Origin of the sequence: Pedobacter sp. KBW01 (genome assembly GCF_003852395.1) — a bacterium.
In the GTDB taxonomy this organism is placed as follows: Bacteria; Bacteroidota; Bacteroidia; order Sphingobacteriales; family Sphingobacteriaceae; genus Pedobacter.
The window spans coordinates 113,471-136,277 of the sequence record NZ_QAJQ01000021.1; the positions used below are offsets into that span (position 1 = coordinate 113,471).

Annotated in this window: 24 protein-coding genes; 14 read left to right on the forward strand and 10 right to left on the reverse strand. The window is 38.7% G+C overall.

What is annotated here, in order from left to right; translation table 11 throughout:
* The first annotated feature begins 8 nt into the window (after nucleotides 1–8).
* The 3 genes from DBR40_RS20410 to DBR40_RS20420 all read left to right on the forward strand — a co-directional run bounded on the left by DBR40_RS20410 (nucleotide 9) and on the right by DBR40_RS20420 (nucleotide 3,668).
* Nucleotides 9–980 (forward strand): polyprenyl synthetase family protein, encoded by a 972-nt coding sequence (locus DBR40_RS20410; protein WP_124561597.1) that lies wholly within the window; start codon nucleotides 9–11, stop codon nucleotides 978–980.
* Nucleotides 980–2,035, forward strand: a complete 1,056-nt coding sequence (locus DBR40_RS20415) for a TerC/Alx family metal homeostasis membrane protein (RefSeq protein ID WP_124561598.1) — start codon at nucleotides 980–982, stop codon at nucleotides 2,033–2,035. Before DBR40_RS20410 ends, DBR40_RS20415 begins: the two co-directional genes overlap by 1 nt.
* A gap of 184 nt (nucleotides 2,036–2,219) precedes the next feature.
* Nucleotides 2,220–3,668: a M28 family peptidase gene (locus tag DBR40_RS20420; RefSeq protein WP_124561599.1), complete on the forward strand. Its 1,449-nt coding sequence runs from the start codon at nucleotides 2,220–2,222 to the stop codon at nucleotides 3,666–3,668.
* Nucleotides 3,669–3,721: 53 nt separating this feature from the next.
* Here the strand turns inward: DBR40_RS20420 and DBR40_RS20425 are convergent, their stop codons facing one another.
* Nucleotides 3,722–4,090, reverse strand: coding sequence for a hypothetical protein (locus tag DBR40_RS20425; protein ID WP_124561600.1), 369 nt, complete (start codon nucleotides 4,088–4,090; stop codon nucleotides 3,722–3,724).
* 8 nt (nucleotides 4,091–4,098) lie between these two features.
* Nucleotides 4,099–4,527 (reverse strand): CBS domain-containing protein, encoded by a 429-nt coding sequence (locus DBR40_RS20430; protein ID WP_124561601.1) that lies wholly within the window; start codon nucleotides 4,525–4,527, stop codon nucleotides 4,099–4,101.
* Nucleotides 4,528–4,836: 309 nt separating this feature from the next.
* On the opposite strand from DBR40_RS20430, the gene DBR40_RS20435 reads away from it, so the two are divergent.
* Entirely contained in the window at nucleotides 4,837–5,139 is a 303-nt protein-coding gene (locus tag DBR40_RS20435) for a GNAT family N-acetyltransferase (protein WP_124561602.1), read from the forward strand.
* A gap of 184 nt (nucleotides 5,140–5,323) precedes the next feature.
* Nucleotides 5,324–6,736: an alpha-L-fucosidase gene (locus tag DBR40_RS20440; protein WP_124561603.1), complete on the forward strand. Its 1,413-nt coding sequence runs from the start codon at nucleotides 5,324–5,326 to the stop codon at nucleotides 6,734–6,736.
* 268 nt (nucleotides 6,737–7,004) lie between these two features.
* Here the strand turns inward: DBR40_RS20440 and DBR40_RS20445 are convergent, their stop codons facing one another.
* Complete coding sequence (locus tag DBR40_RS20445; protein WP_124561604.1) at nucleotides 7,005–7,982, reverse strand: Gfo/Idh/MocA family protein; 978 nt, start codon at nucleotides 7,980–7,982, stop codon at nucleotides 7,005–7,007.
* Nucleotides 7,983–8,239: 257 nt separating this feature from the next.
* On the opposite strand from DBR40_RS20445, the gene ahcY reads away from it, so the two are divergent.
* Both ahcY and DBR40_RS20455 read left to right on the forward strand, forming a co-directional pair.
* Nucleotides 8,240–9,556 carry an adenosylhomocysteinase gene (gene ahcY / locus DBR40_RS20450; RefSeq protein ID WP_124561605.1) on the forward strand — a complete coding sequence of 439 codons (1,317 nt, stop codon included), beginning with the start codon at nucleotides 8,240–8,242 and terminating at the stop codon, nucleotides 9,554–9,556.
* A gap of 275 nt (nucleotides 9,557–9,831) precedes the next feature.
* On the forward strand, nucleotides 9,832–10,173 hold the full coding sequence (locus DBR40_RS20455) for a DUF6370 family protein (protein ID WP_124561606.1): 342 nt from the start codon (nucleotides 9,832–9,834) through the stop codon (nucleotides 10,171–10,173).
* 121 nt (nucleotides 10,174–10,294) lie between these two features.
* Here DBR40_RS20455 and DBR40_RS20460 read toward each other — a convergent pair whose 3' ends face one another.
* Nucleotides 10,295–11,263 carry a polysaccharide deacetylase family protein gene (locus DBR40_RS20460; RefSeq protein ID WP_124561607.1) on the reverse strand — a complete coding sequence of 323 codons (969 nt, stop codon included), beginning with the start codon at nucleotides 11,261–11,263 and terminating at the stop codon, nucleotides 10,295–10,297.
* Nucleotides 11,264–11,276: 13 nt separating this feature from the next.
* Nucleotides 11,277–11,777 (reverse strand): hypothetical protein, encoded by a 501-nt coding sequence (locus tag DBR40_RS20465; RefSeq protein ID WP_124561608.1) that lies wholly within the window; start codon nucleotides 11,775–11,777, stop codon nucleotides 11,277–11,279.
* Nucleotides 11,778–11,916: 139 nt separating this feature from the next.
* On the opposite strand from DBR40_RS20465, the gene DBR40_RS27145 reads away from it, so the two are divergent.
* Nucleotides 11,917–12,039 (forward strand): hypothetical protein, encoded by a 123-nt coding sequence (locus tag DBR40_RS27145; RefSeq protein ID WP_255420129.1) that lies wholly within the window; start codon nucleotides 11,917–11,919, stop codon nucleotides 12,037–12,039.
* Between the two features lie 191 nt (nucleotides 12,040–12,230).
* On the opposite strand, the gene DBR40_RS20470 is transcribed toward DBR40_RS27145, so the two are convergent.
* Both DBR40_RS20470 and DBR40_RS20475 read right to left on the reverse strand, forming a co-directional pair.
* Entirely contained in the window at nucleotides 12,231–12,611 is a 381-nt protein-coding gene (locus tag DBR40_RS20470) for a GtrA family protein (RefSeq protein ID WP_124561609.1), read from the reverse strand.
* Between the two features lies 1 nt (nucleotide 12,612).
* Nucleotides 12,613–14,253 carry an ArnT family glycosyltransferase gene (locus DBR40_RS20475; RefSeq protein WP_124561610.1) on the reverse strand — a complete coding sequence of 547 codons (1,641 nt, stop codon included), beginning with the start codon at nucleotides 14,251–14,253 and terminating at the stop codon, nucleotides 12,613–12,615.
* Nucleotides 14,254–14,336: 83 nt separating this feature from the next.
* On the opposite strand from DBR40_RS20475, the gene DBR40_RS20480 reads away from it, so the two are divergent.
* The 5 genes from DBR40_RS20480 (at nucleotide 14,337) to gcvP (ending at nucleotide 20,681) form a co-directional block, all read left to right on the forward strand.
* Nucleotides 14,337–15,053: a pyridoxine 5'-phosphate synthase gene (locus DBR40_RS20480; RefSeq protein WP_124561611.1), complete on the forward strand. Its 717-nt coding sequence runs from the start codon at nucleotides 14,337–14,339 to the stop codon at nucleotides 15,051–15,053.
* 94 nt (nucleotides 15,054–15,147) lie between these two features.
* Complete coding sequence (locus tag DBR40_RS20485) at nucleotides 15,148–16,038, forward strand: EamA family transporter (protein ID WP_124561612.1); 891 nt, start codon at nucleotides 15,148–15,150, stop codon at nucleotides 16,036–16,038.
* Between the two features lie 221 nt (nucleotides 16,039–16,259).
* A complete protein-coding gene (locus DBR40_RS20490) occupies nucleotides 16,260–16,823 on the forward strand; it encodes a hypothetical protein (RefSeq protein ID WP_124561613.1) in 564 nt (187 codons plus the stop codon).
* 141 nt (nucleotides 16,824–16,964) lie between these two features.
* Nucleotides 16,965–17,387 carry a hypothetical protein gene (locus DBR40_RS20495; RefSeq protein WP_124561614.1) on the forward strand — a complete coding sequence of 141 codons (423 nt, stop codon included), beginning with the start codon at nucleotides 16,965–16,967 and terminating at the stop codon, nucleotides 17,385–17,387.
* Between the two features lie 417 nt (nucleotides 17,388–17,804).
* Nucleotides 17,805–20,681, forward strand: coding sequence for an aminomethyl-transferring glycine dehydrogenase (gene gcvP, locus DBR40_RS20500; protein ID WP_124561615.1), 2,877 nt, complete (start codon nucleotides 17,805–17,807; stop codon nucleotides 20,679–20,681).
* Nucleotides 20,682–20,908: 227 nt separating this feature from the next.
* Here gcvP and DBR40_RS20505 read toward each other — a convergent pair whose 3' ends face one another.
* The 3 genes from DBR40_RS20505 to DBR40_RS20515 are packed head-to-tail and all read right to left on the reverse strand — an operon-like array spanning nucleotide 20,909 to nucleotide 21,952.
* On the reverse strand, nucleotides 20,909–21,178 hold the full coding sequence (locus tag DBR40_RS20505; RefSeq protein ID WP_124561616.1) for a hypothetical protein: 270 nt from the start codon (nucleotides 21,176–21,178) through the stop codon (nucleotides 20,909–20,911).
* A 41-nt stretch (nucleotides 21,179–21,219) separates the two neighbouring features.
* Complete coding sequence (locus DBR40_RS20510) at nucleotides 21,220–21,582, reverse strand: glyoxalase (RefSeq protein WP_124561617.1); 363 nt, start codon at nucleotides 21,580–21,582, stop codon at nucleotides 21,220–21,222.
* A 4-nt stretch (nucleotides 21,583–21,586) separates the two neighbouring features.
* Nucleotides 21,587–21,952, reverse strand: coding sequence for a hypothetical protein (locus tag DBR40_RS20515; RefSeq protein WP_124561618.1), 366 nt, complete (start codon nucleotides 21,950–21,952; stop codon nucleotides 21,587–21,589).
* A 206-nt stretch (nucleotides 21,953–22,158) separates the two neighbouring features.
* Between DBR40_RS20515 and DBR40_RS20520 the strand changes: the two genes are divergently transcribed.
* Nucleotides 22,159–22,746 (forward strand): YceI family protein, encoded by a 588-nt coding sequence (locus DBR40_RS20520; RefSeq protein ID WP_124561619.1) that lies wholly within the window; start codon nucleotides 22,159–22,161, stop codon nucleotides 22,744–22,746.
* The last annotated feature ends 61 nt before the right edge of the window (nucleotides 22,747–22,807 follow it).

The following is a 22,807-nucleotide window of genomic DNA, read 5'->3' on the forward strand; positions in this document are numbered from 1 at the left end:
TCGACTTAATGCCGGGAATCGAACAGATAAAAACACCTATTGCTGCTGATATTAAAGCGTTTGAAAAAACCTTTAAAGAATCTATGCATAGCGACGCACCGTTGCTGGATAGGATTACCCATTACATTGTAAAGCAAAAAGGGAAACAAATGCGGCCTATGTTCGTGTTTTTTGCTGCTAAATTGTGCGGTGGAATTACAGAATCTACACACCGTGGGGCTGCATTGGTAGAACTTTTACACACGGCTACGCTGGTGCATGATGATGTGGTGGATAACGCCTACGAGCGCCGTGGCTTTTTCTCGATAAATGCTTTATGGAAGAATAAAATTGCCGTTTTGGTAGGCGATTATTTGTTGGCCAAGGGGCTTTTGCTTTCGGTAAACAATAACGAGCACCGTTTGTTACAAATAGTATCGGAAGCGGTAAAACAAATGAGCGAGGGTGAGTTGCTGCAGGTAGAAAAGGTGCGACGGATGGATATTTCGGAAGATTTATACTTTGATGTAATCCGCCAGAAAACGGCCTCTTTAATTGCCTCTTGCTGCGCTGCGGGTGCTGCATCGGCCGGGGCTGATGATGCAACAATTGAAAAAATGCGCCTGTTTGGCGAAAAAGTAGGGATCGCATTTCAGATTAAAGACGATACTTTCGATTTTGGTACCGATGATGTGGGTAAACCATTAGGCATTGATATCAAAGAGAAAAAAGTAACCTTACCTTTAATTTATGCGTTAAACAAAGCCGAGAAAACTGAACGTAAACAAATGATTAACCTGGTTAAAAACCACCAGGATGATCCGGTTAAAATTCAGCAAATTATTGATTTTGTAAATGCGCATGAAGGGGTTTATTATGCTAACCAAAAAATGCTAGAATACCAGAACGAAGCTTTTGCTATTTTGCACGGGTTTGATGCCGGCGAAGCCAGAACAGGTTTAGAACAGCTTGTACTTTATACTACAGAACGTAAAAAATAATGACTAACGAACTACTTTTCAGCTTAGGTTTCCTTTTGTTTATTGTACTGATACTTGCTTTGGATTTAGGCCTTTTTAGCCGGAAAGAGCATGTCGTTAGCTTAAAACAAGCTGGCATAATGAGTTTGGTTATGGTTGCCCTGGCTTTGGGCTTTTATTTTTTGTTGTTAACAGAGGGTCATCAGCTGCATGGAATTAAGGATTTCAGCCACCTGAAAGATATTGTAATCAGTCATCAGCACCATATTAAACTAATTCCTGATGATTTTGATGGCAGCTTAGCCATTTACAGGCAAAACCTGGGGCTGGAGTTTTTAACAGGTTACGTAATAGAGTATGCCCTTTCGGTTGATAATATTTTTGTAATTGTACTCGTTTTCTCGGCCTTTGCGGTTGAAGAGAAATATTACCACCGTGTATTGTTCTGGGGTATTTTGGGTGCAATTATTATGCGTTTCATCTTCATTTTTGTTGGTGCTGCACTTATTGCCAAATTTGCCTGGATTTTATACCTCTTTGGTGCATTCCTGGTTTTTACAGGCGTAAAAATGTTCTTCAGCAACGACGATGATGACAAAATAGATCCTGAAAACCACCCTGTAGTTAAATGGGCTTCGAAAATATTTTCAATACACCCTAAATATGAGGGTAAAAAATTCTTTGTAAAAATTAATCACAAAACCCTGGTTACACCTTTGTTTTTGGTGTTGTTGATTGTTGAGTTTACCGATTTGTTATTCGCTGTCGATTCAATTCCGGCTATTTTTGCAGTAACCAAAGATCCGTATATTGTATTTTTCTCAAACATTTTTGCCATTATGGGCTTGCGGTCTATGTTTTTCTTATTGGTGAATATTATCCATAAATTCCATTATTTGAAAACGGGTTTAGCGGTACTGCTGGCTTTTATCGGTGTGAAAATGCTTGGTCATACTTATTTGGAGAAATGGGGTTTTACCACTGAGCACTCGCTGATTATTATCCTGGCCATACTGGTAATTAGTATTGTGGCTTCGCTGGCTTTCCCGAAGAAAAAGGTGCATGTTAAACCTTAGTTTTTACGAGTTAAGGTTTTCTGTTACTCTCCTTCTTAACCATATAAGACACATCAGCCCATGTAAGCTACAAAGGCCTTATATTGCTTATATGGTTTTTTGCTAAAAAATCTAAAGCAAAATAACCGTTACAGCATTAATTCTGTGGTGCAAATTTGTATTTTCACCCAATTATCAACTTATTATGAAATACCTTTTCTCAGCTGCACTCATCTGTTCGGCAATATTGGCCAATGCACAAGATCAATTTGGCAACGTATTTTCGAAAATTAATACCGATGTGCAACAAAATGCTAAAGCTTATCAGAATTTAAAATACGAAACCGAAACCATTGGTCACCGCTTAACCGGTTCGGCAAATGGGGCAAAGGCAGAGCAATATACTTTCGATTTACTGAAATCGTACGGCTGCGAGGTAACGTTTCAACCTTTTGAAGTAGAAAGCTGGAGCAGAAAAACCATTAGTGTAGAAATAGGTACTGATAAAAACAGTCTGACTAAAATGAAAGCGGTAACGCTGGCACACTCGCCGGTAAGCGCAAATGTGAGTGGCGGTATTGTAGATGCCGGTAATGGGCTGGAAGCCGACTATCAGGCCAATCCTGCTAAATTTAAAGGTAAGATTGTGCTGATCTATCTGGGCGTTTTACCAGGTTCGCCCGCGGGAACAAAATCACTTCACCGTTCTGAGAAAACAGCCATTGCCACCAAATACGGAGCAAGTGGAGTAATTATCATCAATACGGTAAAAGATGGCGTGCTTTTAACGGGTACGGCTTCGGTTACGGGCAAATTAATCGCCATCCCTGCCATTTGTATCGGTTTAGAAGATGGCATGGCTTTAAAAGAAAAGCTGAAAACGCAAGCGCAAGTTGCCCATATTGCAATGACAAATTTTTCGGGTGTAATTAAGGCCCGGAATGTAATTGCCACATTTAAAGGAACCGAACTGCCAAAAGATAAAATTGTGGTTGGTGGACATTTAGATAGCTGGGATTTAGCTACTGGGGCCATCGATAACGGAATAGGTTCTTTTGCTATTATAGATATGGCACGCACCTTTAAAAAGCTGAATTTGAAAACGAAACGAACTGTAGAGTTTGTGTTGTTTATGGGTGAGGAACAAGGTTTATTGGGCTCAAAGGCTTATGTAGAACAGGCCAAAAAGAACGGAACTTTAGCCCAGGTTAAATTTATGCTCAACTATGATATGACCAACGATCCGAAAGGCTTTTCGACTTCGAGAGCGGAGATGAAAGATTTATTTACAGCCTGGGGTGCAGAGATTGTAAAAATAGATACCGGTTTTAAAAATTTGTTTAATGCAGGTGCAGGTTTACATAGCGATCACCAGCCATTTATGCTGGAGGGCATTCCAACAGGTGGAGGCTTTGGTGGTAAATTACCCAATAATTCAGGGCCTTTTTACCACTCGGATGGAGATTCGTTTAAACTGGTTGATGAGCAGGAGTTGAAAAATACCGTACGCTACAGCGCCATGCTTACTTATGCTTTAGCTAATACTCCTAAAATACCGGTTGACGTTCAGGGTGATGAAGAGTTGCGTATATTTTTAGAATCGCAGAATTTAAAAGAGCCTTTAACTATAGCAGGCGAGTGGAGGTGGAAGTAGTAAGTCGCTGTATGGTAGGAAGGAATTCCTAAAAACCAGGCAACATTATATGCTTAGAATAAAAACAGTCGGGCAAAAAGAATAATAACGATGGTCCAAAAAGTAAAGCCTAAAGCAACATAATTCCAATGTTGTTTCCAGCTTTTTAGATTATTCTTTGCTAAATGTTTGTTTGCAAAAACTGCCTGAAGTGGAGGAACGAATGGAAATACGATAATAGAGAACTTATCACTAAAGCTTAAATCTTTATTATTCAATTTTATGCTATCTGCTTCACGATTCATTCCAAGAATATCCACCACTTCGATAGAGAGATTCCTTGCAAGAAATTCTTGCCTAGCCATTTCCAGTGCTTCCGGCTCTAAATTTTTATCTTGAATTAAGTTATATAGTTCCTGATCTGAAAGCGCCTGCAACTCCATTTAATCTTTTACCCGCTAATATAGCTTTCTAGTTGCGAAATAGTTTGTTTTTGATCTTCGATAATAAACTTAACCACATCACCAATAGAAACCATGCCTTTAACTTCACCATCAACAACTATGGGTAAATGGCGGATATGCTTATCAGTCATCAGTTCCATGCAAAAATCGATGCTGTCGTTTAAGGTAATGGTAATAGGCGTAGCCGTCATAGCTTCATTAATTAGGGTATCTTTTGATGATTTACCCTGTAAAATGATTTTGCGGGCATAATCGCGTTCGGTAAAAATGCCACGGAGCATTTGGTCTTCCATCACCAGTACAGCGCTGATGTTTTTTTCGGTCATTACTTTTAAGGCATCCAGAACGGAAATATTTTCGGGCACCGAGATAATGCGCACCTGTTTGGTATCAAGTAAGTGTTTTACGGTTTTCATAACACTGAGATTTGGTTATCTGAATTTAAGCAATAATTGCTTGAAAATCAAAGTTTTGTTTTTATGTTTCCACTTTGTTTGCAAAAATGTATTTAAGGTTTACATCCGCTTACCATTTGAGCAAAAATGTAAAGTGTTATAAAGCCTTTATCAAAGTTTAGTTTGTATATAATGGCGCAAAAAAATGAATAGAGCTCATTTCTATTGCTTATCTTTCGGCTACCAATAAAATTTGTGCAAAATACACTGGCACGCGCAATATTTTGGTATTGATATTTTAGAAAATTACCCAAAATCAATTAAGAAATCATGGCAGAAGTAAAATTAAACCTTCAGGAAGATGGACCAAGCTCATTCGATATTTTCGACGAAAATGGTAAAGCAGGAGAAATGGTATTTGATATTCAGGGCAACGACCTTACGGTTTACCATACTGAGGTAGAACCAGACAGAGAAGGTAAGGGATATGCCAAGCTGTTGCTGGATGCGATGGTGAGCTATGTGAGGGAAAATCATTTAATGGTAATTCCATTGTGTCCATACGTGCATTTACAATTCAGAAGACACGAAGAATTGTATAAAGACATTTGGAATAAGAAAAACGAACGTTAATACTGTAAACCAATTGCAGCTGTTTTTCAGTCAGATTTGCCCCGGCAGTTCATCTGACTGAAAATTCCCCAAATACTTAAATACCGGCCTGACGGCTGAAATTAGCCCTGGATGTTTTTGACTAAATTTATCCAATACCTTTAAAACCAAAACTTAACTATTTTATAAATTACCTTATCCGAAAATGAAACTTGTATCCATTCAGAAAAACGTTTTAGTTGTGTTATTACTCTTGATTTCGCCACTGGTGAAAGCACAATTTAAAAATGCTGAAGCCGCAAAACAGCTTAACCAACTTCAGCAAAAATTTGTCGATTTGCGTTTTGGTATGTTTATCCACTACAATATTCCCACTTATGCCAATGCCGACTGGCCCGATCCTGATGCCTCGCCCAAATTATTTAATCCTAAAAAACTCGATGCTAACCAATGGGCTAAAGCAGCTAAATCGGCCAATATGAGCTATGGTTGTTTAACTACAAAGCACCACAGCGGTTTCTGCATATGGGATACCAAAAGCACCGATTACAACGTAATGAACAGTCCTTATGGCAAAGATGTAGTAAAGCAGTTTACCGATGCGTTCCGTGCCAACGGCCTGAAAGTAATGCTATATTACTCTATCCTCGATACGCACCATAAGTTGAGGCCAAACCAGATTACACCAAAGCACATCGACATGATTAAGCAGCAGATTACCGAACTATTGACCAAGTACGGTAAAATCGAGGCTTTGATTATCGATGGTTGGGATGCGCCATGGTCTAGGATTTCTTATGATGATGTTCCTTTTGAAGATATTTATACCCTGATTAAAACCTTACAGCCCGATTGTCTGGTGATGGATTTGAATGGAGCCAAATACCCTGCAGAAGGTTTGTACTACACCGATATTAAAACTTACGAAATGGGTGCCGGCCAGCGGATGCATAAAGAAAACAAGGTAATGCCTGCTTTGGCTTGTTTGCCAATTAATACCTCGTGGTTCTGGAAAACCGATTTTCCTACTGTACCCGTACGTAAGCCTAACGAAATTGTAGAAACGCTGATCAGACCTTTAAACGAGGCCAGCTGTAATTTTATCCTCAATGTAGCGCCAAACCGCGATGGATTAATTGATGATAACGCAATTGAATCGTTGAAAGAAGTAGGTAAATTATGGAAGAATGAAGGCGGTACTGTTATGTTGCCACCACTTGATTTACCCATTATTTCAAGCAATATCGCCATCAACCAAGCCGCAAATGCTACCTGGAGCGACGATATGAATATTATGGATTTTGCGAATGATGACAGTTACCGTTCTTCGTGGACCTCGAACAGCTCGGTAGCCAAACCCTGGTTCGAAATCGATCTTAAAAATGAGCAGGCTTTAAATATGATTGTTGTTGCCGAGCAAAAAGCTAACATAGATGAGTATGTGCTCGAATACTGGAATGGTGTGGAATGGAAAAAAATTGCATATGGTAATAATGCCGACAGGATCAAAATCCATCGTTTCGACCGTGTTTGGACCAGTAAGGTGCGTATCCGTATCGAACACTCGAAAGAAACTGCCTCAATTGCCGAATTTCAGGTTTTTAACGAAAGAAGATAAAAAACATTTAAATTTCTTTGCGACTGGTATGTATACTGGTCCAAAGAAGTTTTTTTGCTGATTATTGCAATGCTATTTAAATGAGAAAGCCTCATATTACTATGAGGCTGAAATTATTTTGCAGTATACAACATCCATCGTATAAAGCTTAAACCAAACAAACTAAATAATAGACAAACACTCTAAAATTTTGTTTTAATTTTTTTAAACTATTTTTATAAAATTGTTTGTTTTTTTATTTAAGGTGTTGATTGTTAGTTTTTTATTTTTAAAAATTTGAAGTAAAACCATCCAGTAATTCCATGGTTTTTAAGGCCTCTTCTCCGCTGCAGGGATTTTTACTTTTATTCAGGAAATAAGCCACAACCTTTTCTATCATTGGTTGCTCTACATGGGCAAGCGGTAAAAAATCAAACTGTTCTTCTACACCGGTACGGATAATTTTAACCTGGTGGCCAAACATCGGGAAGCTGATTTTTCCTTTCGATCCATAAATATCGCAAACATCCATTTGCTGACCTTCGGCAACAGTAAAACACCAGGTGCCATTAAATACCACACCATTCTCGAATAAAATACGTCCGGTTACCAAATCATCAACAGGTTGTTGTTTCGATTGGTTAAGCGCAATTCCGCTAAAACTGTTAATCGCTCCGAAAAAGTAGAGCATCAAATCGAGCTGGTGCGGTGCGAGGTCGTGAAAAAGACCACCGCCGCCAATATTCGGATCCATGCGCCAATTGTAAGCTGTTTTGGCAATTACCTTGCTTTTTTGCGGTTGCAGCATGCGCAAATCAACAAAGCGGATATCGCCGATTATGTGTTTATCGATCAATGATTTTACTTTCAAAAATAAGGGCTGCTCGCGACGGTAATGCGCTACACTGAGTTTCACACCATAATTATTTGCTGCATTAACCATACGTTGCGCGGCAGCAGCATTTAAAGCCATGGGTTTTTCTACATATACCGGTTTGCCTGCGGCAAGTGCTTCAATGGTATAAGCTTCGTGTTGCAGGGGCGGGGTAGCAATATAAATGGCATTTATTTCAGGATCGTTAATCAGCTCAGATGCATTGCTATACCATTTCGGTACGCCATGGCGTTGGGCATAATCTGCAGCTTTAACTGCATCCCTACGCATTACGGCCACAAGCGACGAGTTGGGCACTTTATTAAACGCCGGCCCACTTTTAACCTCCGTTACATCACCACAGCCAATAATCCCCCATTTAATTTCATTCATAAAGCAAAGCAAATTGTTTTGGCTAGTAAGTTAGCAATAGACGGCGATTTTTAAAACCAGCATCGAATTTATTTGAAGAAAAGTAATTGCACTGTATAATTTGGTTAGCTGAAAGTTGTAAAGCGATATGCGTTTAGTATTCACATCAAAATTACTTACTTTTGTACGCTGTTAATCAGAATAGGTTTGCCAATAGTTTGTATAATCTTCTGAATTTCAGTTAAAAAATTGATTATCAATTAATTAAAAAGAAAATTATGTCATCAGTAGAGACAGCTTACATCCCTTACAAAGTTAAGGACATTTCACTGGCAGAATGGGGCCGTAAAGAAATCGAATTAGCCGAAGCAGAAATGCCAGGTTTAATGAGTTTACGTAAAGAATTCGGTCCAACACAACCGTTAAAAGGTGCACGCATTGCAGGTTGTCTGCACATGACCATCCAAACGGCTGTATTAATCGAAACATTAGTGGCTTTAGGTGCTGAAGTTACCTGGTCATCATGCAATATTTTTTCTACACAAGATCACGCTGCTGCGGCAATCGCTGCTGCTGGTATCCAGGTTTATGCGTGGAAAGGTTTAAACGAGCAAGAATTTGACTGGTGTATTGAACAAACTTTACACTTCGGTCCGGAGCAACAACCACTAAACATGATTTTGGATGATGGTGGCGATTTAACCAACATGGTTTTTGATAAATACCCTGAGCTGATTGCAGCAATTAAAGGTTTGTCGGAAGAAACCACTACCGGTGTTCACCGTTTATACGAAAGAATGAAAAACGGAACTTTGCACTTACCTGCAATTAACGTTAACGATTCTGTAACTAAATCTAAATTCGATAACAAATACGGTTGCCGCGAATCATTGGTTGATGCAATTCGTCGCGCAACTGATGTAATGATGGCTGGTAAAGTAGCTGTGGTTTGCGGTTATGGCGATGTGGGTAAAGGTTCAGCAGAGTCATTAAGCTCACAAGGTGTACGTGTAATCGTTACCGAAATCGATCCAATTTGTGCTTTACAAGCTGCAATGGAAGGTTACGAAGTTAAAAAATTCGCTACAGCTGTTAAAGAAGCAGATATTATTGTAACTACTACAGGTAACCGTGACATCGTTCGTGGCGAGCATTTCTTAACTATGAAAGATAAAGCTATCGTTTGTAACATTGGTCACTTCGATAACGAAATCGATGTTGCCTGGTTAAACAGCAACTATGGTTCAACTAAGGTAGAAATCAAACCTCAGGTAGATAAATATACTATCGAAGGTAAAGATATCATTCTATTGGCTGAAGGCCGTTTGGTTAACTTAGGTTGCGCAACTGGTCACCCAAGTTTTGTAATGAGTAACTCGTTTACCAACCAAACTTTAGCACAGTTAGAGTTATGGACCAACACTGATAAATACGAAAACAAAGTTTATGTTTTGCCTAAGTATTTAGATGAAAAAGTTGCCCGTTTGCACTTAGAGAAAATAGGTGTAGAGTTAGATGTATTAGATCAACACCAGGCTGATTATATCGGTGTACCGGTTGAAGGTCCGTTTAAATCAGACGAATATCGTTACTAATTAAAGTCGGAAGTCTGGAGTTTATATTCAAAAGGGATGTGCACATTGCATATCCCTTTTTTGTTTTGTGAGCGTCATTTCGAGCAGAGTGCAACGTAGTCGAGAACCACGCAGTGCTCAGCGAAGCTAAATCGCGTCTGTAGGTTTCTCCATTCCGCCACCGGTGAAAAACCGGTTGGCTCCAGTCGAAATGACGATGTTTCTATTCAGGTTTATTTTACACCAAACAGTATTTCTTTGCCTGTTAAAATCCTACATTTGATAAAAAATAAGTCATGAGAAATTTAATCATTGCCTTGTGTTTAAGTGTATTTGCTATTTCAGTAAATGCCCAAACCACGCCCAAAAAAGCAGTTGCTGCAAAAGTTATCACCAAACAAACTGTAGATATTGCCTGTGGCGAATGTCAGTTTAAAATGAAAGGCAAGGATTGTGATCTGGCCGTGAAAATAGATGGCAAGCCTTATTTTGTAGATGGTAAAAACATCGACGATTTTGGTGATGCGCACGGCGAACATGGTTTTTGCAATGCAGTAAGCAAAGCAGAAGTAACCGGCGAAATTGTGAATAACCGCTTTAAGGCAAAAGAAATAAAGTTATTGCCGGTTAAGAAGTAGATTTTACCGCAAAGCGCGTAAAGTGGCGTGACGTATGGTTTACAAATAATCTGTACGCTTTATGTTTCAGTCTCTGTGAGCTTTGCGTATTTCTTAGCGTTCTCTGCGGTTAAAAATGCGGTTATTCAAACTCCTTTTCCAATCCCTGTCTTAAATCAAACAGCAGCCATTGCTTGCGGTTCACGTCGGCCTGTCTGTTTTTGAGCAGTTCTATAAAATCTTTCACGCCAATTTCTTCGTTTCCGTTTCCGTGGATCAATACAATACTTCCTGCATTGGGTTGCTGACCCTTGGCCAGCCAGGCATCGCTTCCAATGGGTATTAAACCATAAGCTTCAATTTTATCAACGATTGCCTTATCTGAAACCAAACCCGGGAAACGGAAAAATACCGATGGTGTTAAGCCGTTTTTGAGCATCAGTTTCTCATTTTCCAAAACTTCTACATCGAGGTTTGTTCCTGCGGCAAGCAAAAAGTTTTCGGCCAGGGGCAATTTGTTTACTTCATGGTTGTAAGAATGGTTAACCCAGGTAATGTCCAGCTCTTTTTGGGCTTCGAGGCTTTTTAGCCAGTTTAAATCATCTTCATGTTTTAACATCCATTTTCCCGAAACCGAAATGGCAAGAGGGGCAGGTTGCTCAATTTTTTTAAATTCATCAAAAACCGATTGAAAAATAATACGGTCTAAGGCTTTGTGAGAAGGGCAGAGGTCGATGGTTAACGTAATTCCCTTTTCATTAGGGAAAGCATGGTCGATACCTGCATTTTGCAGCTGAATATCTTTAGCCGCTGCTGCTTCAATAGATTTTACGTAAGCCGAATTTTTAAAAATTGCCAGCACATTTGGCCATTTCAGGCTGCTGGTGGTGTAGTTATTGGCTAAATCAACTTTGGTATCTAATGTTTGTGGATTAACCAATAACAGATACTTTACTCTTTCAGCGGCGAAGCTCCTAATAGCAAGCCATTGGTCAGTAGCGCCTTTTGCCAAAGCATAATTTACCTTGTACTTGCTTATCGATTCAAATTTTTGGGCATAAACGCAGGTGTTCAGCAGTAAGAATAGAAAAAGCGCTTTAAGTTTTAGCATGATTAAAAGTGGCTTAAATAAATTGGGTATTAGCTGCCTTTTTATCTTTCTTTTTATCTTTCAAACTTTCTTTATAGTCTTTTTTAAGCTCCTTTAAATCAGCTTTCATTTCTTTTCTGGCTTCTCTTTTTTCGGCAGCAGAATCGTAATCGCCATTTTTAAAATCGTCAATAATTTCTTTTTTCTCCAACTCGTAATCCAGTTCGTCGGCATGATCTGCCATACCTTTGGCAATCAGGTTGGCTATAGCACGCTGATCGGTTGTATTGCCTGATTTGCTCATCGCTTCTGCCGATTTTAACTGTTTCATCATGGTTTTAACCAAACTTTTGGGCAATGCTCTTTTGAGCTCGTTTTCCACGCTTTTCCAATCCTGACTGCTCATTTTCTTAGTGGTATCAATACTTGTAACTGCTATTTGGGGAAGTATTTTAGCTTGTTTAACTGATTTTTGTTCAAGAGCGAGGAGTTTACTGGCAGTTAACACCAACAAGAAGATGATAATTTTTTTCATAAGTGCGAGGTTAAATGTGCCTTGAAACTAATCAATTTTCGTTAGAATGTAAAACTAAAGGCAATTTACGCAAATTGCTTAAAGCTTATTTAAAATCTTTCTAATTTAGCTCAAATCCATTATCTTTACCAGAACAGTAATGAATAAAGAAAAAGTAAAATTATGGTTCAAAAGGGTAGGCCTGGTAGGCTTCCTGTTCTTCCTGATTAAAGGGTTGATTTGGCTTGTTGTGTTTTACTTTATCGGGAAAAATGTGGCTTAAAAGTTCATTGGTTCTGTAGCCAGAGCAAATTAATTCGCCAAATCGTCATCCTAATCCGAGATGTTTCAGGATCTCTTCAATACATTAAAACATATTAATTCATCATAGGAGAAGTTAAGACAGTTAAGTAAAATTAGGTCTGTTGTACATTTTCTTAATAATTTTAATTCTTAATGGTAAATTGTTACCATTTATCTAAATGTAAACAGCATATTGGCCAAGAAATTCCATACAAAAACAATTACGACGGCGAAAAACTTGGCTACATAAAAGTTAGTGCCGTTTTTGCGTTGGTGGAAAAGATAAATGATAAAGGTATTGAGGCCTAAGCCAATTAAACTCACTACTAAAAATTTGGTAAACTCTGTACCCCAGTGGGCGTTGGTGCTTTCGAATGTCCAAACACGGTTAATGAGGTAATTATTGGTTACCGCCAGGGTAAAACCAATAGCGTTGGCTACATACTTATTTACCTTTATTTTTTCTTTGAAAAGCCATGTTGCACCGAAATCGATCGCCATTCCGAGTAGTCCGGTTAACCCAAATTTTATAATGCGGAAGAATAAATCCATTTTAATGCAATTTAACCAGGTAAAAATGTTCTAATAACTGAGGACGCGTTTTGGCATTGATAAATTTAGGGGTAAGCTTAGTAATGTGATAGTATTCGAACGATTTTAGTACTGTTGCGCTATAATCTTTTTTCAATTTAGGCAGTTCCGTTTCAGGAGCGTAAATCACCAGATTTTCATCGCCCTTAAATTTATCCAGTTCTTCGTAGTCCCAAAAATATTTTGGATCTCCCGATGCATAAAAATCAAAAGAATAAGCATCAGGGTACATTAAAACTGAAGCTTTCGCTTGCGGGTAATTTGCTTTTAACCAGTTGCCGGCCTCCATGCCCGATTCGTATTTCAACACCGAGGGATAGAAAAATATTGAAAGGAACAACATCAGGCTTGCTGAGATAATGGTACTTCTCGCCAAAATGGTTTCGGTTTTAATTCCTTTAAACACCATGAACGAGGCAATAAGTACCACAACTAAGATGGTAATGGCCAGGTAATTGTTTTTAAAGCCAAAGGCAATAGCCACCAGGCTAAGGATTAAAGTAATCAGCACAGCCAAAACATTTTGAATAGTAAAAAAGACTTTCAAGCTTTTGCTTTCCAGTTTTTGAAGGTACAAAGCTGTAATGATGGCAAATTGTGGCAAAATAATTAAAATGTAGTGGGGCAGCTGAAATTTCGATAAAGAGAAAAGCAGGAAGGTGATTGCTGCACTCGTCCAGATCATGATGCTTTCGGGAGGTAAATTGCGGCGGTTTTTCTTTTTGAATAAATTAACCACGGCAGTATAAAATAATATCGACCAGGGTAAAAATGCCCAAAGTGTGGTATGCAAAAAGAAAGAAATATCGCCTTTACCTTTAATGGGACCATTGTTAAAAAAGCGCCCAAACTGACTATCCCAAAAGAAAAACTTTATGCCCGATATCCCCGTTTTCCCAAACACCAGCTTTTCAGGATGTAAATCAAACTGAACGTAAAGGGTGTACAGTTCCGGAATGATAAAAATGAAAATCAGTACAATGGCCAGCCACCATTTTAATTTTAATAGTTGCTTAAACTGTTTGGTTAGGAGCCAATAAATAATGAAACCACCAAAAACCGGAATCAAAACAAATATGCCTTTAATCATAATGGCACAGGCCGAGAAGAATGAGCCCAGAACAATATGCCAAAAAGAACTTTGATGCGCTTTATAGTAGTGATAAATGGCTGCTAAGGTAAAGGTGGTAATGTAAACCTCGGCGCGAACATCGAAGGTTGAAATGAGTATATGCAGTGAACTAAGCAAAATCAGCGCACTGATTAATCCGGTCTTTTCACTATAAATGCTTTTAGCAAGTTTATACAAATACCAGGCACCCAGCAGACCGGCGAGAAAAGATGGAAGTTTATAAGCAAAGGCATTAATGCCAAAGATTTTAAATGAGGCGGCGGCCAGCCAGAAGGTTAAATGTGGTTTATCGAGCCAGTCTAATCCACGCACATAAATGTTAACCCAGTCGTTTCTAAGTACCATATTTTTGGCAATAGAAGCGTAGAGTGCCGAATCGGGTTCCATTATACCGCCGAATAGGGCAAAAGTACTCACCAGTACAATTAGTGCAATCAGGAGCTTATATAATGTAGTATCCTTTATATTCATTTACGAGAAGCAAATATGAGCAAAAAAAAGTCAAATTTTTTCAAGGTTTAAGATTAACAAAGGCAAAGCCCTATCTTTGCTTCATGACAAAGTTATCGGTTAACATCAATAAAATTGCTACGCTACGCAACAGCCGTGGCGGTAATAATCCTGATCTGGTTAAGGTTGCATTAGACTGCGAGCGTTTCGGCGCGCAGGGAATTACAGTTCACCCGCGACCTGATGAAAGGCATATCCGCTATCAGGATGTTTACGATTTGAAAGCTGCCATTGCAACCGAATTTAATATTGAAGGAAATTGCCGCGAAGATAAATTTGTAGACCTGGTTTTAGCCAACAAACCTGCACAGGTTACTTTAGTGCCCGATGCCGAAGGGCAGATTACTTCTAACCACGGTTGGGATACGATTAAACACAAAGATTACCTGAAAGAAATGGTAGCTGTATTTCAAAATGCAGGCATTCGTGTTTCTATTTTTGTAGATCCCGTTGTAGAAATGGTGGAAGGTGCTTTAGCAACCGGAACTGACCGTATTGAACTGTACACCGAAGCTTATGCGCATAACTATTTTGCTGACCGTGAAAAGTCGGTTGTTAACTATATTGCAGCTGCACACCATGCCAATAAACTGGGTTTGGGCATTAACGCCGGTCACGATCTGGATTTACACAACCTGCATTATTTCGCACAAAGCATTCCAGGTTTGCTGGAGGTTTCTATCGGTCATGCCTTAATTAGCGATGCACTTTATTTAGGTTTGGAGACTACCATACAACGCTATTTGCAGCAACTTGCTTAATTAACCACAGAGTGCACAAAGGAATACATAGAGAAACAGAGCCTCTGTGTGTTCTGTGAAAACTCTTATTTCTCTGTGGTTAAAAAAATACATTATGCTTAAAGGAATCCTCCTTGTTTTTTTCGGTGCCTGTAGCTTTGGCATATTATCTACTTTTGTTAAACTGGCTTACCACGAAGGTTATACCCTTGGCGATGTAACTGGTGCGCAGGCTTTTTTAGGTGCCGTAATTTTATGGGTATTGTTTTTCTTTCAACGGAGAACATCAAATTATAAAGCTAAAGAAATAACCCTGGTAACCCCATGGTGGAAAATGGTTCTGGCAGGAACCTGTACCGGATTGGTGAGTGTTTTTTATTATCAATCGGTAAAACTTGTACCCAATTCGGTAGCGATTGTTTTGCTAATGCAGTTTATCTGGATGAGTATTTTAATGGAGCTGGTCTTTTTTAAAAAGAAGCCAACCGGATTACAATTACTGGCAATAGCATTGGTTTTAGGCGGTACAGTACTGGCCAGTGGAATGGTTGAAACCCGTATGAGCGATATGAGCTTAAAAGGAATTGGTTTCGGGTTATTGGCAGCGCTTTCTTATGCAGGCTTCTTATTGCTGAGTGGAAGGATAGGTAACGAATATCCGGTATTAAAGAAAAGTGCCTTGATGATTACGGGTGCCTGTATCCTGATTTTTATTCTTTTTCCACCAGCCTTCTTATTTAATGGTGCTTTAGGTGGGAGCTTGCTTAAATGGGGATTGATTATCTCTGTTTTTGGAACGGTAATTCCACCCTTGTGTTTTGCCGAAGGAGTGCCGAAAATTGGTACGGCATTAAGCTCGATTTTAAGTGCAGCCGAATTGCCGGTAGCTGTAATGATGGCTGGTTTTGTGCTGCAAGAACAGGTTTCATTTTTAAGGTGGGTTGGGGTTGTAGTTATCCTATCGGCAATGATTTTGCCTAATCTGAAGTTTCTAAAGCGGAAATAAACTTAATTTAACCGCAAAGCATGAGAAGCCAATTAAGCCGTCATTCTGGCGCAGGCCAGAATCTCTTATGTTTTAACCACCGAGCACACAAAGAAAAAGCACAGAGCGCTCAGAGTGATATTTAATAAACAATCCGTGGCTGGTATAACGATTAATCATCTTTAGGTGCTTTGCGGTTAAACTAAAAATAAATACCTTTAAAAAGCTTAACGCATTTACACATGAAAAAACTGATCATTTATATTTTATCTTTCGTTGTTATTGGTTTCACGGCCTGTAAAACCAAAACCACCATTAACCAGGAAGAAGCAGGCGAAGTAATTACCGATTACCTTAAAGCCAATCCTGAATATAAAACCACCAGGTTTAACTTTGGCGAAATCAAATTCAACAGTACCAACGATATGTTTGAGTTGGGTAAATACAAATCCTTAGCCAGCAAAGGCCTGGTAACACTTAATTTAAAAGAAGCCAAAAAGAAGTTCCTTTCAAAAGATAGCAGTTTTGTTTATCAGATTACGTTAACCGAAAAGGCAAGTCCACTGGTGTTAAAGCAGGATGGAGATAAGGCTACCGTTAAAGTGGTAGAGTATGTATTGGCAGATGAGAAGCCTGTTGATTTTTCGCAGGTAAATTCGAGCACTGCAAAGGTAACCGTATCTTTAAAAATGGTAACCACAGATTTTGAGCCTTTTGATAAGGATGCCAATAAGAACAGCAATTTCATTACCAAAACCTACAAGCTGAAGCTGAGTAAGGATGAGGGTTGGAAGGTGCAGAAGTAAAGAGAAAGACAATATTTTAAATCCCCAATATTTGTAGGCTTTAAGGTGAAAACATTTTTTATGTTGAATTTGCTTTTTACATTGCTTTTGTATTCTTGCTCAAACAGTTCTGCAGGAAATCAACTGAGTATAAATCAGATTATGGAATCTGATGGTGCTTCCGGTATTAATGATTCATACGTCGCAACAGGTTTTTATTTTCTTGCAGATGAAGGACAGGGAATAAAAATGAAAAAAGATCATTCTACAGAATATTATCATATTTCCAAAAAGCCATTTGCGTCAATAACTAATATATTACGTGCTACAGTACAAAAAAATGTAATTGACCAAAATGAGACATACGGTGTCGTAATTGTTTTTGACAATAAGGGTACTAAAGATTTGGAAGAAGGGACAGGAAATGACAAATATCCATATATAGCTGTAGTGATAGCTAATAGATTGATGTATGTTATAGAAAATAAATCAAAAATAAAGACCGGTGTAATGAATATTTATCTTCAAGACTATTCAGAAAAAGAAGTTGGTGATATGATAGATTCAATAAATAAGAAGAAGTAATTTATTCTTTTGTTTGGTGCTGATATTGCAAACTAGAAGAAGCTCAAATACATATTATTATTCACTCAACGTTAGCGAAAAGTAATAACATAGTTCAATCAAGTATTTATAATCTTTATTTTTTGTAGACTCAGATGTTTCTAATTCTAACAGACGGCAGTGATTTTTTTTCTGCAATGCACGCTAAAAGATTGTAGCGGATAACGGGAACGAATTTAAATTTTAGAACTGCCAGTGCTTTCCAAACTAATATCCTATTTGCTTAAAAAGAACAAACGTTTGTCTTTTTGTTCATGTATAAAATCTACTGCTTTGGTAGCTTTTAAACTTGAATAAGACGCCTTTTTTACACTGATATATAGCGAAATAAAGCTTCGTTTTTGTTACCTTTGCACGCAAATTTATTATTCATACCGCATGAGCTTAAATATCCACTACAAGGAAGATTTTCAAAATCGCCATATTGCTCCTAATGAGGCTGATACAGCCGAAATGTTGCACATTGTTGGCGTAAATTCTATTGATGAGCTGATTGAACAAACCGTTCCGACGGCAATTAGGTTAAAACAACCGTTAAATTTGCCCGCAGCAAAATCAGAAACTGAATATCTTGGTGCTTTAAAACAAACTTCATTGTTGAATAAAGTTTTCAAAAGCTTTATCGGTCAAGGTTATTATGATACCATTACGCCGGGTGTAATTTTACGTAACGTATTCGAAAACCCAGGATGGTACACCCAATATACGCCCTATCAGGCAGAAATTGCACAAGGCCGTTTACAGGCTTTGTTAAACTTCCAAACCATGGTTATCGATTTAACCGGAATGGAAATTGCCAATGCATCATTGTTAGATGAAGGTACAGCAGCAGCTGAGGCCATGTTTATGCAATACAGCACGCGTAAAAATCAGGCAGCTAAGAAATTCTTTGTTTCTGAATTGCTTTTTGCCCAAACCATCGATATTTTAAAAACCCGCGCCAATCCTTACGGCATTGAACTGGTTATTGGCAGGCATTTAGATTTTGTAGCTACCGAAGAGTTCTTTGGTGCTATAGTTCAATATCCTGCTGGCAACGGCGAGGTTTTCGATTACAAAAACTTTGCTGCTGAGTTGCACAATTTGAACATTAAATTAACGGTTGCTGCCGATATTTTAAGTTTAACCTTATTAACGCCTCCGGGCGAGTGGGGTGCAGATATTGTGGTAGGTACTACACAACGTTTCGGTATTCCGATGGGTTTTGGTGGCCCGCATGCTGCATTTTTCGCCACGAAAGAAGAATATAAACGTTCAATCCCTGGTCGTATTATCGGTGTAACCATCGATAGCCATGGCGATTATGCTTTACGTATGGCTTTGCAAACCCGCGAGCAGCACATCCGTAGAGATAAAGCAACTTCGAATATTTGTACTGCACAGGCTTTATTGGCAATTATGGCCGGTTTCTATGCGGCATATCATGGTCCGAAAGGCTTAAAAGCTATTGCTGAGCGTACACATGGTTTAGCCATCAGCTTAGCCACTACTTTGAAAAACTTAGGTTACGAGCAATTAAATTCAGCTTATTTCGATACCATCCGTTTCGATTTAGGTGATTTAAAAGGCGGTATCCACGCTTACTGTTTGGATAACGAAATCAACCTGAACTATGTAGGTAATACCGTTACCATTTCAATTGATGAAACCACTACTTTCGAAGATATTACCTTAATTGCTAAAATCTTTGCAAGGGCAAAAGGCTTTGCAGGCGATCAGGTAGAGGTTGTTGAAAATGTAGCAACTGTAATCCCTGAAGCATTACAACGTACTTCGGCTTATTTAACGCACCCGATTTTTAACGCGCACCATTCAGAACACGAAATGTTGCGTTACATTAAATCGTTAGAGGCAAAAGATTTATCGCTTTGCCACTCGATGATTGCTTTGGGTAGCTGTACCATGAAGTTAAATGCAACAGCCGAAATGATTCCGGTTACCTGGTCTCACTTTGGTCGCATTCACCCTTTCGCTCCAGCCGATCAGGTATTGGGTTACTATTCTGTTTTTAACGAACTGGATAAATGGTTAAGCGAAATTACAGGTTTTGCTGCCATGAGCTTACAGCCTAATGCAGGTGCACAAGGTGAATATGCAGGTTTAATGGTTATCCGTGCTTATCACCACGATAGAGGCGATTTCCACCGTAATGTGGCATTAATCCCTGCTTCGGCACACGGTACCAACCCGGCTTCTGCGGCAATGGCCGATATGAAAATTGTGGTTGTTAAATCTTTAGAGAACGGTAACATCGACGTTGAAGATTTAAAAGCTAAGGCGGAATTACATAAAGATAACCTTTCTTGTTTGATGGTAACTTATCCATCTACACACGGTGTATTTGAAGAAAGTATTATCGAAATCTGCGAAAGCATCCACGCTAACGGCGGACAGGTTTATATGGATGGCGCAAACATGAACGCACAGGTTGGTTTAACCAGCCCGGCTAATATTGGTGCCGACGTTTGCCACTTAAACTTACATAAAACATTCTGTATCCCTCACGGTGGTGGTGGGCCTGGTATGGGGCCAATCGGTGTGGCAAAACACCTTGTTCCTTATCTTCCTGGTCACGCTGTAGTTGATATCGATAAAGGAAAATCAATTTCTGCAGTTTCTTCTGCACCTTGGGGTTCGGCTTCGATCCTGATCATTTCTCATGCTTATATTGCAATGATGGGTGCTGAAGGTTTAACCAACGCTACTAAATATGCCATTTTAAACGCCAACTATATGAAAGCGCGTTTAGAGCAACACTACCCGGTACTTTATTCAGGAGCTCAGGGCCGTTGTGCACACGAGATGATTTTAGATTGCCGTTCTTTCAAAGCCTTCGGAATCGAAGTAACCGATATCGCCAAACGTTTAATGGATTATGGTTTCCACGCACCAACAGTTTCGTTCCCGGTAGCGGGTACTTTAATGGTTGAGCCAACAGAATCGGAGCCTAAACATGAGTTAGACCGTTTCTGTGATGCCTTAATTGCGATTAAAAACGAAATTACCCAGGTAGAAAACGGTACTTTAGATAAAACAGATAACCCGCTTAAAAATGCGCCGCACACAGTTTCAGTAATTACTGCAAACGAATGGGAGCATGCTTACAGCCGTCAAACTGCTGCGTTCCCACTTCCGTACGTGTTAGAGCGCAAGTTCTGGCCTTCAGTTGGTCGTGTTAACGATAGCCATGGCGATAGGGCGTTAATCTGCGCATGTCCGCCGATTGAAAGTTATTTGGAAGAGATTGTTCCATAAGGTTGAAGGTAGAAAGGTAGAGGGTTTAAGGTTTTCCTTGCCATAACCTTAGTCCAAACGCCTGGGTCCGTGTCATCACGGACATATTGATCTGCAAGTTTTATGAAATTTTTTCATAAAACTTGCAGATTTTTTTTGTCTGGATGTTTGGACTGAATAAGGACCTTATTTGCATATTTCAATCTCCTTTAGCTATGATTGAATAAATTTTCATAAATATTTTCGTTTTAAGCGAAGTGAAAAAGGATACCTAAGGTTATATTACAACCGCTTAATATACACAGTGCAGCAATTCTAATTTTTTTGTTTTGGGTAATTAGTGATATTATAAATAAGAGTATTAGCGTAATAATACCAAGTATCCATGGAAATGTAAAATTGAACATTGCCCCAAGCTCCAATTGATTTAATTTAGGAGTCGTTACTGCTAAAATAAAAGATAGTATAATGCTTAAAATCAGTAAGCATACCTCTAATGCTTTTGGAAGTCTTTTCATTGGTTTTACAGGAAGAGAAAATTATTTTGGTTGAAGGTCATCTAACTAAAAGCTCCAAAGTGCCACAAAATCCCGGAAGGATCGTGCAGGAAACACTCACTGCCCCATTCTTGATGGCGGATGGGCGTAAGCTTTACATTTTGATATCGGCTGGGTAAATCGAGCGCAACCAGTTCATTATAATAACGGTCTACATTATCAACTTGCATAAAAACCATGGTGTTATTAATCCAGTCTTTTACATAAGCATTTTGGAGATAAAAGGCCAGATTACCAGTTTTAAAAACCGACATATGTGCGCTTAAAGTAGTTTCTTCGAAACCCAGGTCACGGTAAAAGCTTCTCGATATTTCAAAATCTTTTGCGCCGATAAAGGGGCGGATGGATGTTGCTTTGTGGTTCATATCGTTATAATTGATTATTAATATTCTTATTCAAGTATAGTTTGCCGGCTAGAATTGATGTTGGAGCAAAAATAAATATAGCCAAAAGCTGTGTCCAATGGCTTCCACTTGTGCTGAAAAGTGAAAATGTTGCAAAGCCGGCAATAATTATAGCTAAAACATAATTCAGATTTAGATTACTGGTTTTGGCAATCAGCCCTAATACGTAACCGCTTAAGGCAGCAAAGCAAGTTCCATAAAGTAGTGTAAGCAGCTTGAAAAACATTGATGCATCGGCATGTGGTTTTTGCCCTGATAATTTGAAAAGCAAAAGTGACGATATAACAAAAATAGCATAGCCAGCTAAAACGGCTAAAATTTTTCTGATCATGTAAAAAAGGTTTAACGAATATAAGCCTAAATATGCCTGGAGATTTAATTCACATTAAAAAGTAAACAAATTAAACCTTTATTATAAATCTGCAGTCAATAGAATGATTTTAAATAAATCCGATTATTTTTGAAAAACTTAACATAGGTCAATAACAACAGGTAATCGGTTGATCTATATTTGTATCAAATTAAAAAACCAGAAAAATGAAATTAAAAATCTCTTCAATCTTTTTATTAGCAGCAGTTGTGGCTTTGTCAGCTTTTAAAAACCCTACTAAACCAGTTACCTATACTGTAGATGCAGCAAAATCGACCATTACTTGGGTTGGTAAAAAAGTAACAGGTTCTCACAACGGAACAATCGCTTTACAATCAGGTTCACTTGCTGTAAACGGTAAAAGTGTAACAGGTGGTACTTTCACCATCGATATGAACTCGATTAAAGATGCTGATGGCAGCGCAAAATTAGAAGGTCACTTAAAAGCAGACGATTTCTTCGGTGTTGCTAAATTCCCAACTTCAACTTTTGTAATTACTAAAGTAGCTGGTAGCGGTGCTAATGTAACTGTTTCAGGTAACTTAACCATTAAAGGTATTACTAAGCCATTAAGTTTCCCTGCAACTGTAACACTTAATGCTGATGGTACTGCTTCTGCTTTAGCTGGTAAAATCGTGGTAGACAGAACTAAATATGACATCAAATATGGTTCTAAGTCATTCTTTGATAGCATTGGCGACAAAGCAATCAACGATGAGTTTGAATTAGCTGTGAAATTAGTAGCTAAAAAATAAGTTCCTTTAGTTTCGGAAAAAAAATAGAGCCCTGGCAATTGTGCACTGCCCCCAAAAAGTT